We start from the raw sequence: 12,752 nt of genomic DNA, 5'->3' as shown, positions 1-12,752 counted from the left end.
AACCCGGTGCGTCCCCCTCCTCCGTTCCCGTGCGGCGTTCGGGGATCAGCCCTCGGCGACGCCCAGTTTCTCCAGGATCAGCTCCTTGACGCGGGCCGCGTCCGCCTGGCCGCGGGTGGCCTTCATGACCGCGCCGACCAGCGCGCCGGCCGCCGCCACCTTGCCACCGCGGATCTTGTCCGCGACGCCCGGGTTGCCGGCGATGGCCTCCTCCACGGCGGCGGTGAGCGCGCCGTCGTCGGAGACGACCTTCAGGCCGCGCCTGTCGACCACCTCGTCCGGCGTGCCCTCGCCGGCGAGGACACCCTCGATGACCTGACGGGCCAGCTTGTCGTTCAGGTCGCCGGAGGTCACCAGCGCGGTGACGCGGGCGACCTGCTCCGGGGTGATCGCCAGCTCGTCGAGCGCCTTGGCGGACTCGTTGGCACTGCGGGCGAGCTCGCCCATCCACCACTTGCGGGCGGAGGCCGCGTCCGCGCCGGCGTCGATCGTGGCGACGATCAGGTCCAGCGCACCGGCGTTGAGGATCGCCTGCATGTCGGTGCCGGAGATCCCCCACTCCTCACGGAGCCGGCTGCGGCGCACCAGCGGCAGCTCGGGCAGCCCGGCGCGCAGTTCCTCGACCCACTCGCGGGACGGGGCGACGGGGACCAGGTCGGGCTCCGGGAAGTACCGGTAGTCCTCCGCCTCCTCCTTCACGCGGCCTGAGGTCGTCGACCCCGTGTCCTCGTGGAAGTGGCGGGTCTCCTGGATGATCGTCCCGCCGTCGTTCAGCACGGCGGCGTGCCGCTGGATCTCGAAGCGGGCCGCGCGCTCCACGGAACGCAGCGAGTTGACGTTCTTCGTCTCCGAGCGGGTGCCGAACTCCTCCCGGCCGTGCGGGCGCAGCGACAGGTTGACGTCGCAGCGCATCTGGCCCATCTCCATCCGGGCCTCGGAGACGCCGAGCGCCCGGATGAGCTCGCGCAGCTCACGGACGTAGGCGCGGGCGACCTCGGGGGCCCGCTCGCCCGCTCCCTCGATCGGCTTGGTGACGATCTCGATCAGCGGGATGCCGGCCCGGTTGTAGTCGAGCAGGGAGTGGGACGCGCCGTGGATGCGGCCGGTGGCGCCGCCGACGTGCGTCGACTTGCCGGTGTCCTCCTCCATGTGGGCGCGCTCGATGTCCACGCGGAAGGTCTCGCCGTCCTCCAGCTGCACGTCGAGGTAGCCGTTGAAGGCGATCGGCTCGTCGTACTGGGAGGTCTGGAAGTTCTTCGGCATGTCCGGATAGAAGTAGTTCTTCCGGGCGAAGCGGCACCACTCGGCGATCTCGCAGTTCAGCGCGAGACCGATCTTGACGGCGGACTCGACCCCGGTCGCGTTGACGACCGGGAGCGCGCCCGGCATGCCGAGGCAGGTGGGGCAGGTCTGGGTGTTCGGGTCGGCGCCGAGCGTGGTCGAGCAGCCGCAGAACATCTTGGTCCTGGTGCCGAGTTCGACATGGACCTCGAGGCCCATGACGGGGTCGTACGACGCCAGCGCGTCCTCGTACGACACCAGGTCGGTCGTGGTGGTCACGGTGTAACTTCCCTCTCAGCCCAGCAGGACGTCGTCGTCGCCCAGCCGCTTCAGCTCGCGGTACAGGATGGCGAGGCCGGTGACGATCGCGGCGGCGGACACGGTGGCGTCGATCAGGACCAGGGTGTCCTTCTCGTGCCGCGCCTTCCTGAGGCGCTTGGCGACACCGATCGCGCCGAACGCCGTACCGGCCATGGCCAGATACGTGCCGGACCTGGACTTCTTGAAACCCTTGGCCTTGGTCAGTGCACTCACAGCGACGGAGCCTCCTCGATCAGCGGGTGGCCCCACTTTTCCACGAAGGCGGCCTCGACGGCTGCACCCACCTTGTAGAGGCGGTCGTCCTTCATGACCGGGGCGATGATCTGCAGTCCGACCGGCAGGTTGTCCTCGGGCGCGAGGCCGCAGGGCAGCGACATGGCCGCGTTGCCCGCCAGGTTGGTCGGGATGGTGCACAGGTCGGCGAGGTACATCGCCATCGGGTCGTCGGCGCGCTCGCCGATCGCGAAGGCGGTGGTGGGCGTCGTCGGGGAGACGATCACGTCGACCTGTTCGAACGCCGTGTCGAAGTCCTGCTTGATCAGCGTGCGGACCTTCTGGGCGCTGCCGTAGTACGCGTCGTAGTAGCCGGAGCTGAGCGCGTAGGTGCCGAGCATGATGCGGCGCTTGACCTCGGGGCCGAAGCCGGCCTCGCGGGTCAGCGAGGTGACCTCCTCGGCGGAGTGCGTGCCGTCGTCGCCGGTCCGCAGGCCGTAGCGCAGGCCGTCGAAGCGGGCGAGGTTGGAGGAGCACTCGGACGGCGCGATCAGGTAGTACGCCGACAGCGCGAGGTCGAAGGACGGGCAGTCCAGCTCGACGATCTCGGCACCGAGGTCCTTCAGCAGGGCGACGGTCTCGTCGAACCGCTGGATGACGCCGGCCTGGTAGCCCTCGCCGCGGAACTGCCGGACGACACCGACGCGCATGCCGGTGACCGAGCCGTTGCGGGCCGCCTCGACGACCGGCGGGACCGGGGCGTCGATGGAGGTGGAGTCGAGCGGGTCGTGCCCGGCGATGACCTCGTGCAGCAGGGCCGCGTCCAGGACCGTGCGGGCGCAGGGGCCGCCCTGGTCGAGGGAGGAGGAGAACGCCACCATGCCGTAGCGGGAGACCGCGCCGTAGGTCGGCTTCACGCCGACCGTGCCGGTGACGGAGGCCGGCTGGCGGATGGAGCCGCCGGTGTCGGTGCCGATGGCGAGGGGGGCCTGGAAGGAGGCGAGCGCGGCGCTCGACCCGCCGCCGGAGCCGCCGGGGATCTTGGTGAGGTCCCAGGGGTTGCCGGTCGGTCCGTAGGCGCTGTTCTCGGTCGAGGACCCCATGGCGAACTCGTCCATGTTGGTCTTGCCGAGGATGACGACGTCGGCGGCCTTGAGCCGCTTGGTGAGCGTCGCGTCGTACGGCGGGATCCAGCCCTCGAGGAGCTTGGAGCCGACGGTGGTCGGGATGCCCTCGGTGGTGAAGATGTCCTTGAGCGCGAGGGGGACGCCGGCCAGCGGGCCGAGCTTCTCGCCCCTGGCGCGCTTCTCGTCGACGGCGCGGGCCTGGGCGAGGGCGCCCTCGCGGTCGACGTGCAGGAAGGCGTGCACCTTCTCGTCGACGGCCTCGATCCGGGCCAGGTGTGCCTCGGTGACCTGGACGGCGGTGAGGTCGCCGGAGGCGATCCGCGCGGCGGTCTCGGCGGCCGTGAGCTTGATGATGTCCGTCATGGGATTCAGTCCTCCCCCAGGATCTGCGGCACCTTGAAACGCTGCTGCTCCTGGGCCGGGGCGCCGGAGAGCGCCTGCGCGGGGGTGAGCGAGGGACGGACCTCGTCCGGGCGCATGACGTTCGTCAGCGGGAGCGGGTGCGAGGTCGGCGGTACGTCTTGGTCGGCGACCTCGCTGACGCGGGCCACCGCGCCGATGATGTCGTCGAGCTGGCCTGCGAAGTGGTCGAGCTCTTCGGGCTTCAGCTCCAGACGCGCCAGCCGGGCGAGGTGGGCGACCTCCTCGCGCGTGATGCCAGGCATGCAGCGTTCCTCTGGGGTGAGTGTGCGGTTCGGGCTAGGACCTGCCGTCGTGTCCCGGGCGGCCGGGCGTGGCGCGGCAGGCGGGAAGGTGACGGCTGGCCCAATCCTATGGGGCGCCGCCCCGTGCCCGTGAAACGGTTTCCCCGCGCCTCCCGAAAGCGGGACGCCCCGCGGCTTCAGGCCGGGCGGACGGAGTCGTCGGTGGCTGCCGCCGGGAGGGCGGCGGCAGCCGGGCGCTGCCAGCCGCGGGAGCCGCGGGCGAGGAGCCAGGCCGTGGTTTCGTCGGGCGGCATCGCGGCCGCGACCAGCCAGCCCTGGACGGCGTCGCAGCCGAGGTCGCGCAGGCGTTCCCAGGTCTCGTCGTCCTCGACGCCCTCGGCGACGACGAGCAGCCCGAGCGAGTGGGCGAGGTCGACGGTGCAGCGCACGATCTCGGCGTCCTCGGTGTCGACGGCCAGCCGGGCCACGAACGAGCGGTCGATCTTCAGCTCGCTGACGGGCAGCCGCCGCAGGTGCACGAGGGAGGAGTAGCCGGTGCCGAAGTCGTCGAGGGACATCTTCACGCCGTGCCCGGTCAGTCCGTTGAGGGTGTCGGCGGCGCGCTGCGGGTCCTCCAGGAGGACGTGCTCGGTGATCTCCAGCTGGAGGGATCCCGCCGGAACCCCGTGCCGGGCCAGCCGCGCCGCGACGGAGCCGGCGAAGCCGGGGCTGTGGACGTCGCGCGGGGAGACGTTGACCGCGACCGGCACGAACAGGCCCTGGGCACGCCAGCGGGCGACCTGCCCGAGGGCGGTCTCCAGCACGTAGTCGGTGAGCTGCGGCATCAGGCCGGAGGACTCGGCGATGGCTATGAACTCGTCCGGCGGTACCCTGCCGCGCTCCGGGTGCACCCAGCGGACCAGGGCCTCCAGGCCCGCGACCTGTCCGTCGAAGCGGACCTTGGGCTGGTAGTGGAGCTGGACCTCGTGCGCGTCCAGGGCCCGGCGCAGGTCGCCCAGGAGTCCGAGCCGGTCGGGGGTGTTGGAGTCCCGCTTGGACTCGTAGACCTCGACGCCCGTGCGGTCCCGTTTGGCCTGGTACATCGCCACGTCCGCGCGCCGCAGCAGGCCCTCGGCGTCGAGGGCGTGGTCGGGGAAGACGGCGACGCCCGCGCTGGCCTCCAGCACGAGAGTGAGGCCGTCGAGGTCGAGCGGCGAGCTGAGGGCGGACACCAAACCGCGGGCGACCCGGGTCGCCGACGTGATGGAGTCGGCGACCGGCAGTAAGACGGCGAACTCGTCGCCACCGAGCCGCGCGGCCTCCGCCCCGCGCGGCAGGGCCAGCCGCAGCCGGTCGGCGATCTGCAGCAGCAGCCGGTCACCCGCGAGGTGACCGAGCGTGTCGTTGACCGACCGGAACCGGTCGAGGTCGATCAGCATGAGGGTGGTGCGGGCGTCGGCGCGCTCGGCGTCGTCCAGCGCGGTCCAGATGCGCTCGAGGAGCCACTGGCGGTTGGGCAGTCCGGTCAGCGGGTCGCGCAGCTGCTCCTCCGCGCGGGCCCTGGCCATCCACAGCATGGAGTCGAGCGCGATCAGCGGGATGGCGAACAGCGGCAGGACGATCGGCCGGGCGTCGGCGACCACGCAGATCAGCGGCGCTATGCCGAGCAGCGCCACCGCGACCAGGCCCTGTCTGACCAGGGCGGTACGGGCGACCGTGGGCAGTCCGCCCCGCGGGACGTGCAGGTACCAGTAGAGGGTGCGGGTGACCACGAGATACGCGGCGGCGACGAGCACCACCTCGAAGGCGGTGTGCAGTCCCCAGGTGTCGGGGGTCGCGGGGGACTCGACGGACGGTACGGACCCGAGCAGGGCGAGCACCAGCGCGCCGGCACCGATGCCGAGCAGGTCGACCGCGCCGTGCAGGATGCTCTGCCGCCAGCGGCCCCGCCGGGCCATGCCGACCAGCACGACCACGGTGAGGCTGACCATGCCGGCCGGGACCCAGCCGTGGAGCAGCAGCACGGCGAGGGTGACGGCGGCGCCCGAGCCGGTGCCGCCCCACCAGCGGGAGCGGCCCAGCATCACCAGGTGGCCGACGACGATCCCGGTCAGTACGGCCAGGGACCAGCCGACGCGGCCGGACGGGAAGAGCGCGTGACCGCCGGTGAACGCTCCGAGGACGCCGGCGCCGAGCACGAACGCGGCGGCCGAGACGACCGCGGTGGGCAGCGCGGGCCAGAACAGGTGCCGTGGCGTGTGCGCTTCGGACAGCCCGGGGCCGTCCGCGGACAGTCCGGTGGCGAGCGGGGGCCCTCCGGGGCCCCGTCCGGTGCCCGGCTGCCCGGCCGCCGGCCGCCCCGCGGCCCGCTGTCCGGTGCCGCGCACCCCGGGGCGCGCGTCCGCGGTGCGCGTCCCGGGGCGCCCCTTCGCGCCCACAGGCCCCGCGGGCCGCCCGGTCCCGCGTCCGCGCCGCCGTACGGCCGTCATGCGGCGCAGGCCCAGGCGCAGCCGTGAACCCGGGGTGGCGCTCTCGGTGGGTTCCATTCCCGTCCCTCTCACAGCCGGCGGTGCCCACGCCACACGGCTCGATGCCTGACAACCCCCGGCGACTCCGTGACAGAAAGCCCTTCCACGGTGCCGCCACGAACACGGGGACGCCCCGGCCGCAGCTGGGCACGGCGGGCGCACCTGCCAACAGTAGGCCGCGGAAGGCTTCCCGGGGCACCGGTCACCGACGGTCGCCCGAATGCGCCCCAGTCACCCGTATCCATCTGGTATGCGCCGATCGGGTGGCCTTTCCCCGCTGCTCCCCCGCCGCTCCCCTACTCCGCCGGCTGTTCCGCGGACTGCTCCTCGACGGGCAGCGCCGCGTCGGCCGCCGCCCGCGGCCCTTCGTCGAGCAGGACGGTGAAGCCGTCCTCGTTCAGGACCGGCACCTTGAGCTGCATCGCCTTGTCGTACTTCGACCCCGGATTGTCGCCGACGACGACGAAGGACGTCTTCTTCGAGACCGAACCGGTCACCTTCGCCCCCCGGGTCTGCAGCGCCTCCTTCGCGCCGTCCCGGGTGAAGCGCTCCAGGGTGCCGGTCACCACGACCGTCAGTCCTTCGAGCGGACGCGGGCCCTCGTCCTCGCCGGCCCCCTCGTCCTCCATGCGGACACCGGCCGCCCGCCACTTGCGGATGATCTCGCGGTGCCACTCCTCGGCGAACCACTGCTTGACGGAGGCGGCGATGATGCCGCCGACGCCCTCGGTGGCGGCCAGTTCCTCCTCGGTGGCCTGCTCGATCCGGTCGATGGACCGGAACTCCCGGGCCAGCGCCTCCGACGCGACCGGGCCGACGTGCCGGATCGACAGGCCGGTGAGGACCCGGGCGAGCGGGCGCTCCTTGGCCGCCGCGATGTTCGCCAGCATCGCCACCGCGTTCTTGCGCGGCTCGCCCTCCTGGTTGGCGAAGACGGTGGCGGTCTTCTCCTCGCCCGTCCTCGGGTCCCGCTTGGGCAGGCCGCTGTCCTGGTCGAGGACGTACGCCCTGATGGGCAGCAGTTGCTCGACGGTGAGGTCGAACAGGTCGCCCTCGTCCTTCAGCGGCGGGTCGGCGGGCTCGAGGGGCCCGGTGAGCGCCGCGGCGGCGACATAGCCGAAGTGCTCGATGTCCAGCGCCTTGCGGCCCGCGAGGTAGAACAGGCGCTCCCGCAACTGGGCCGGGCAGGTACGGGCGTTGGGGCAGCGCAGGTCGACGTCGCCCTCCTTCATCGGCCGCAGCGGCGTACCGCACTCCGGGCACTCGGCCGGCATCACGAAAGCGCGCTCGCTGCCGTCCCGCAGGTCGGCGACCGGGCCGAGGATCTCCGGGATGACGTCACCCGCCTTGCGCAGCACCACCGTGTCCCCGATGAGGACGCCCTTGGCCTTGACCACGTCCTGGTTGTGCAGCGTGGCGAACTCCACCTCGGAGCCGGCCACGGTGACCGGCTCGACCTGCGCGTACGGCGTGACCCTGCCCGTACGTCCCACGCCCACGCGGATGTTGACCAGTGTGGTGTTGACCTCCTCGGGCGCGTACTTGTACGCGATGGCCCAGCGCGGTGCGCGCGAGGTGGAGCCGAGGCGGCCCTGGAGCGGGATCTCGTCGAGCTTGATCACCGCGCCGTCGATCTCGTGCGCCACGGAGTGCCGGTTCTCGCCGTAGTGCGCGATGAACTCCCGTACGCCGGCCAGGCCGTCGACCACGCGGTTGTGCGCGGAGGTGGGCAGGCCCCAGGTCTTCAGCAGGTCGTACGCCTCGGAGAGGCGGGTGAGGCCCTCGAAGCCCTCCAGGGCGCCGATGCCGTGGACGACCATGTGCAGCGGGCGGGTGGCGGTGACGCGCGGGTCCTTCTGGCGCAGCGAACCGGCCGCCGCGTTGCGCGGGTTGGCGAAGGGCTTGTCACCGGCCTCCACCAGGCGGGCGTTGAGGCCCTGGAACGCCTCCATCGGGAAGAAGACCTCGCCGCGGATCTCCACGAGGGCGGGCACGTCGTCGCCCTTCAGGCGGTCCGGGATCTCGGTGATCGTCCGCACGTTGGGCGTGATGTCCTCGCCGGTGCGGCCGTCGCCGCGGGTCGCCGCGCGGACCAGGCGCCCGTGCTCGTAGGTGAGGTTCACCGCGAGGCCGTCGACCTTGAGCTCGCACAGGAAGTGGAACTCCTGCTCGCCCAGCTCCCGGTGGATGCGCTCGGCCCAGGCGGCGAGGTCGTCGTCGTTGAAGGTGTTGTCGAGGGAGAGCATGCGGGAGCGGTGCTGGACGGACGTGAACTCCGTCGCGTACGCCCCGGCGACCTTCTGGGTCGGGGAGTCGGGGGTGCGCAGCTCGGGGTACCGCTCCTCCAGCGCCTCCAGTTCGCGCAGCAGCCGGTCGAACTCGGCGTCGCTGACGACGGGCGCGTCGTTCACGTAGTACCGGAAGCGGTGCTCCTCGATCTGCTCGGCGAGCCGGGCGTGCTGCTCCCGCGCCTCGGCCGGCACGCTCGTCGTCTCCGCCTGCTGGTCACCCGCCACCGTGGGTCCTTCCGTCACTCTGGGTTGTCCGCGAGGGATCTCGCCGCCCGGACGCAGTGCGCGTAGGCGGTGCGCGCGTACTCCGGGGACGCCCCCGCGAGTCCGCACGCCGGGGTGACCGTGACCGCCTCCGCGAGAAGGCCCGGTCGCAGCCCCAGTCTGCGCCACAGCGTTCTGACCCCCATGACGCTACCGGCAGGGTCCGACAACGGGCCGTCCGTGCCCGGCACGACACCGGTGAACAGCCGGGTGCCGCTCTCGACCGCCTCCCCGATCGTGTCGTCGTCACGTTCGGTGAGAAGCGAGAAGTCGAAGGAGACCGCCTGCGCGCCCGCCCGCCGCAGCAGGGCGAACGGCACGTCGGGCGCGCACGAGTGGACCACGACCGGGCCGCCGTCGTGCACCGCGAACACGTCCCTCAGTGCGGACTCGACGAGCTGGCGGTCCACCGCGCGGTGGGTGCGGTAGCCGCTGGCGCTGCGTACCCGGCCGCGCAGGACGTCGGTGAGGGAGGGTTCGTCGAGTTGGAGGACGAGCCGCGCGCCGGGCACGCGCCGGCCCACCTCGGCGAGGTGCAGGCGCAGTCCTTCGGTGAGCGAGGCGGCCAGGTCCCGGCAGGCACCGGGGTCGGAGAGGACGGCCTCGCCGTTGCGCAGCTCCAGGTGGGCGGCGAGCGTCCAGGGGCCGACGGCCTGCACCTTCAGCGGCCCCTCGTACCCCTGGGTGTACTCCTCCAGCGCGTCGAGGTCCTCGCCGAGCCAGGAGCGGGCCCGCTTGGTGTCGCGTCCGGGCCGGTCCCCGAGCCGCCAGCCGCTGGGCTCCACCCGCGCGTACAGCTCGACGAGCATCCCGGCGGTCCGTCCGATCATGTCCGCGCCGGGTCCCCGGGCGGGCAGTTCGGGCAGGAAGGGGAAGTCCTCGAAGCTTCCGGTGACGGTCTTGACGGCCTCGCGGGCGTCCCCGCCCGGCATGGACCCGACCCCGGTCGCGGCCCCGAACCTGAACTGACTGTTATCGCTCACCCGAGAAGCGTACGGAACGGGTGGCGGAGCCGGCGTCCCGGCCGGGCCGCGGGGAGCGCGCCCGGCGGCACGGACGGCTTCGCCCCGGCCGCAGGGCGGGCGGTCGGCATGCCCCCCGACGGTCCGCACACCCGACGGCCCGCACACCCGACGGCCCGCACACCCCGCGGGACGGCGTCCCCGGAGCGTCCGGCCGTGCGCCCGTGGGTCAGCGCCCGGTGCCCGGCCCCGGGCGCACGGTCAGGTCGTTGACCTCCGCGTCCCTCGGCAGGTCGAGGGCCATGAGGACGGTCGCGGCGACCGACTCGGGGTCGATCCACCTGCCGGCGTCGTAGTCCTTTCCCTCCTGCTGGTGGACCTTGGCCTGCATGGGGCTGGCGGTGCGGCCCGGGTAGACCGAGGTGACGCGGACGCCGCCCGCGTGCTCCTCCTCGCGCAGCGCGTCGGCGAGGGCCTTCAGGCCGTGCTTGGAGGCCGCGTAGGCGGACCAGCGGGCGTGGGCGCCCAGGCCCGCGCCGGAGTTGACGAAGACCACGTGTCCGCGGCTCGCGCGCAGCTGGGGCAGGAAGTGCCGGGTGAGTTCGGCGGGGGCGACGAGGTTGACGTCGAGCTGGTGCCGCCAGGTCTTCGGCGTCAGCTCGCCGACCTCGCCGAGGTCGACGACACCGGCGATGTGCAGCAGGGAGTCCACCCGGTCCGGGAGGGACTGGTGGGAGAGGGCCCAGCTGAGCCTGTCGGGGTCGGCCAGGTCGCCGACGAGGGTCCGCGCGCCGGGGAAGTCGGCCGCCAGTTCCTTCGCGCGTCCCGCCGACCGCGCGTGCAGGACGAGGTCGTCGCCGCGCGCGTGCAGCCGGCGGGCGACGGCCGCGCCGATGCCGGAACCGGCTCCGGTGATCACATGTGTAGGCATGCCCGCCATGCTCGCACCACCCTGGGGGCAAGACCCGGACCGGGTTCTCCCGCCGAGGATCCGGGCCAGGTCACTCGATGCCCCGGCTCTCCTCCAGGTACGCCAGCGCCCCGACGGGCTCCTCGGCGAAGAACACCAGGTCGGTGAGGGCGCGGGGCAGGAAGCCCTCGTCCTCCATCCGCCGGAACTGCGCCTTGAGCCCGTCGTAGAAGCCCGCGGTGTTCAGCAGGACCACGGGCTTGTCCGTGTGCCCGTGCTTCTTCAGCTCCAGGATCTCGGTGGCCTCGTCGAGCGTGCCGGTACCGCCCACCATGATCACCACCGCGTCGGCCTTCTCCAGCAGCAGCCGCTTGCGCTCCGCCAGGTCGGGGGCGATCACCATCTCGTCGGCGCCCCGGCGTGCCTTCGCCGCGAGGAACCCCACGGAGACACCGAGGAGCCGGCCGCCCGCCTCCTGCACGCCGTCGGCGACGACCTTCATCAGACCGACGTCGGAGCCGCCCCACACCAGGGTGTGGCCGCCCTTGCCGAGCAGCTGCGCGAACTCCCGTGCGGGGCGCGTGTAGCGCTCGTCGAGATCGGCGGCGGAGAGGAAGACACAGATGTTCACCGGCCCAGGGTACGGGCCCGTCCGGCGCAGGAGGGAAGAATGCGGGTCCGCCGGACGCTGCACCGTCCGGTGCCCGGGCCGGCCGGCGTTCGGCCTGCCCCGCCGGCCCGGACACCCCCTGACCCGGCTGACCCGACCGACCCGACCGACCCGACCGACTGAGGAGCGTGGACCATGACCGCAGGACATCGCATCACCCTCGAACAAAGCGAGCGGCACGTGCGTGTGGTGCACGGCGGGGAGGTCCTGGCCGAGAGCGACCGGGCGCTGGTCCTGCGCGAGACGGGCTGTCCCCCGCGGTACTACATCCCGTCCGGGGACGTACGGCTCGACCTGCTGACCCCGTCCGACACCCGCACCCACTGCCCCTTCAAGGGCACCGCGTCCTACTGGTCACGGCCGGGCACAGCCGACCTCGTGTGGGCGTACCCGGACCCGAAGCCGGACGTCGCCGGCATCAAGGACCACCTGTGCTTCTACGAGGTGGAAGTCCGATGATCGGATAGAAGGGTTGCGATCGTCGGACGCGCGGCCCGCCTCACCGACGATCCGGCCGCGGTGCGGCAGTCTGCTGAGACATGGACAAGAGCATCGTTTCGCGTGACGGCACCCCCATCGCCCACGAGAGCGCCGGACGGGGTTCCGTGGTCGTCCTCGTCAGCGGCGCGATGTCGACGGGCGCCACGGTGGCCCCGCTGGCCGCGCCGCTCTCGGAGCGGTTCCGGGTCGTCGTGTACGACCGCCGGGGCCGCGGCGCGAGCGGGGACACGGCCCCGTACGCGGTGGAACGCGAGGTCGAGGACCTGGCGGCGCTGATCGAGGCGGTGGGCGGACAGGCGTCGCTGTACGGCGTGTCCTCGGGCGGCGCGCTGGCACTGCGCGCGGCGGCGAGCGGTCTGCCGGTGCGGCACGTCGCCGTGTACGAGACGCCGTACGCGATGTCCGAGGAGGATCTGAGGGAGCGCGCGCGGTACACCCGGCGCCTGACGGAGGCACTGGGTGAGGGACGCCGCGGCGACGCGGTGGAGCTCTTCCTCCGCCTCACCGGACTGAGCGAGGCGGTGATCGAGGGCGCCCGCCAGTCCCCCCTGTGGGCCGGGATGGAGTCGATCGCGCCGAGCCTCGCCCACGACGACGCGGTCATGGGCGACGGCGGCGTCCCGGTGAAGCTGCTGGCGTCGGTCCCCGTGCCGGTGCTGTCCATCGCGGGCGACGCGAGCCCGGCCTGGATGCGCGAGGCCGCCCGGGCCATCGCGGACGCCGTCCCCCACGGCACCTGCCGCACCCTGGCGGGCCAGACCCACATGGTGGAACCGGACGTCCTGGCGCCGGTGTTGGCGGATTTCTTCACGTCATGAGGACGCGGCGAGGCCGGACCGCCGCACCCCGGTCCTCCTTCATGCCGCGCGGGCGCTCCTCCCCGCCCGTCGTCCCGTCCGGCGGGCAGGCGGGCAGGCCATCCCCGAGCCGTGGTTCTGGCCGAGGAGCTCGACGAGTTCAACTCCCGCATCGTGGGGGAGACCGGACTCGTCCACGAGTTCCCGCGTCACCGTGACGGTCACGCCCGTCCGGAGGGAGCA

11 protein-coding genes are annotated in these 12,752 nt (G+C 72.8%); 2 read left to right on the top strand and 9 right to left on the bottom strand.

The genetic code is table 11. The features are described from left to right. Nucleotides 1-45: 45 nt before the first annotated feature. The 9 genes from gatB to ORI94_RS09415 form a co-directional block, all read right to left on the bottom strand. Complete coding sequence (gene gatB / locus ORI94_RS09455; protein WP_266073948.1) at nt 46-1,560, bottom strand: Asp-tRNA(Asn)/Glu-tRNA(Gln) amidotransferase subunit GatB; 1,515 nt, start codon at nt 1,558-1,560, stop codon at nt 46-48. Nucleotides 1,561-1,575: 15 nt separating this feature from the next. Beyond that, on the bottom strand, nt 1,576-1,815 hold the full coding sequence (locus ORI94_RS09450) for a hypothetical protein (RefSeq protein WP_266073946.1): 240 nt from the start codon (nt 1,813-1,815) through the stop codon (nt 1,576-1,578). Next, a complete protein-coding gene (gatA, locus tag ORI94_RS09445) occupies nt 1,812-3,305 on the bottom strand; it encodes an Asp-tRNA(Asn)/Glu-tRNA(Gln) amidotransferase subunit GatA (RefSeq protein WP_266073945.1) in 1,494 nt (497 codons plus the stop codon). The genes ORI94_RS09450 and gatA overlap by 4 nt, the downstream gene beginning before the upstream one ends. 5 nt (nt 3,306-3,310) lie before the next feature. After that, nucleotides 3,311-3,607, bottom strand: a complete 297-nt coding sequence (gatC, locus tag ORI94_RS09440) for an Asp-tRNA(Asn)/Glu-tRNA(Gln) amidotransferase subunit GatC (protein ID WP_042167914.1) — start codon at nt 3,605-3,607, stop codon at nt 3,311-3,313. Between the two features lie 176 nt (nt 3,608-3,783). Beyond that, complete coding sequence (locus ORI94_RS09435; protein ID WP_266073943.1) at nt 3,784-6,132, bottom strand: putative bifunctional diguanylate cyclase/phosphodiesterase; 2,349 nt, start codon at nt 6,130-6,132, stop codon at nt 3,784-3,786. A 278-nt stretch (nt 6,133-6,410) separates the two neighbouring features. Beyond that, nucleotides 6,411-8,630 (bottom strand): NAD-dependent DNA ligase LigA, encoded by a 2,220-nt coding sequence (gene ligA / locus ORI94_RS09430; protein WP_266073942.1) that lies wholly within the window; start codon nt 8,628-8,630, stop codon nt 6,411-6,413. A gap of 14 nt (nt 8,631-8,644) precedes the next feature. Next, nucleotides 8,645-9,652 carry a methionine synthase gene (locus ORI94_RS09425; protein ID WP_266073941.1) on the bottom strand — a complete coding sequence of 336 codons (1,008 nt, stop codon included), beginning with the start codon at nt 9,650-9,652 and terminating at the stop codon, nt 8,645-8,647. Nucleotides 9,653-9,860: 208 nt separating this feature from the next. Further along, nucleotides 9,861-10,571 carry an SDR family oxidoreductase gene (locus ORI94_RS09420; RefSeq protein ID WP_266073940.1) on the bottom strand — a complete coding sequence of 237 codons (711 nt, stop codon included), beginning with the start codon at nt 10,569-10,571 and terminating at the stop codon, nt 9,861-9,863. A 61-nt stretch (nt 10,572-10,632) separates the two neighbouring features. Beyond that, complete coding sequence (locus ORI94_RS09415) at nt 10,633-11,172, bottom strand: TIGR00730 family Rossman fold protein (protein WP_266073938.1); 540 nt, start codon at nt 11,170-11,172, stop codon at nt 10,633-10,635. A 174-nt stretch (nt 11,173-11,346) separates the two neighbouring features. Here ORI94_RS09415 and ORI94_RS09410 point away from each other — a divergent pair, with 174 nt between their 5' ends. Beyond that, nucleotides 11,347-11,670, top strand: coding sequence for a DUF427 domain-containing protein (locus ORI94_RS09410; protein WP_266073936.1), 324 nt, complete (start codon nt 11,347-11,349; stop codon nt 11,668-11,670). 80 nt (nt 11,671-11,750) lie between these two features. Next, the gene (locus tag ORI94_RS09405; RefSeq protein WP_266073935.1) at nt 11,751-12,530 is read left to right on the top strand and encodes an alpha/beta fold hydrolase; all 780 of its coding nucleotides are present in this window, start codon (nt 11,751-11,753) and stop codon (nt 12,528-12,530) included. Nucleotides 12,531-12,752: the final 222 nt, after the last annotated feature.

The sequence above is a fragment of the Streptomyces sp. NEAU-W12 genome (assembly GCF_026242095.1).
Lineage (GTDB): Bacteria > Actinomycetota > Actinomycetes > Streptomycetales > Streptomycetaceae > Streptomyces.
This window is presented reverse-complemented; position numbering and strand designations above follow the sequence as displayed.

Bases quoted from the DNA above. Each gene is read 5' to 3' on its own strand.
- ORI94_RS09410 (WP_266073936.1), top strand. From the start codon at position 11,347: ATGACCGCAGGACATCGCATCACCCTCGAACAAAGCGAGCGGCACGTG.
- ORI94_RS09435 (WP_266073943.1), bottom strand. From the start codon at position 6,132: ATGGAACCCACCGAGAGCGCCACCCCGGGTTCACGGCTGCGCCTGGGC.
- gatC (WP_042167914.1), bottom strand. From the start codon at position 3,607: ATGCCTGGCATCACGCGCGAGGAGGTCGCCCACCTCGCCCGGCTGGCG.
- ORI94_RS09420 (WP_266073940.1), bottom strand. From the start codon at position 10,571: ATGGCGGGCATGCCTACACATGTGATCACCGGAGCCGGTTCCGGCATC.
- gatA (WP_266073945.1), bottom strand. From the start codon at position 3,305: ATGACGGACATCATCAAGCTCACGGCCGCCGAGACCGCCGCGCGGATC.
- ORI94_RS09405 (WP_266073935.1), top strand. From the start codon at position 11,751: ATGGACAAGAGCATCGTTTCGCGTGACGGCACCCCCATCGCCCACGAG.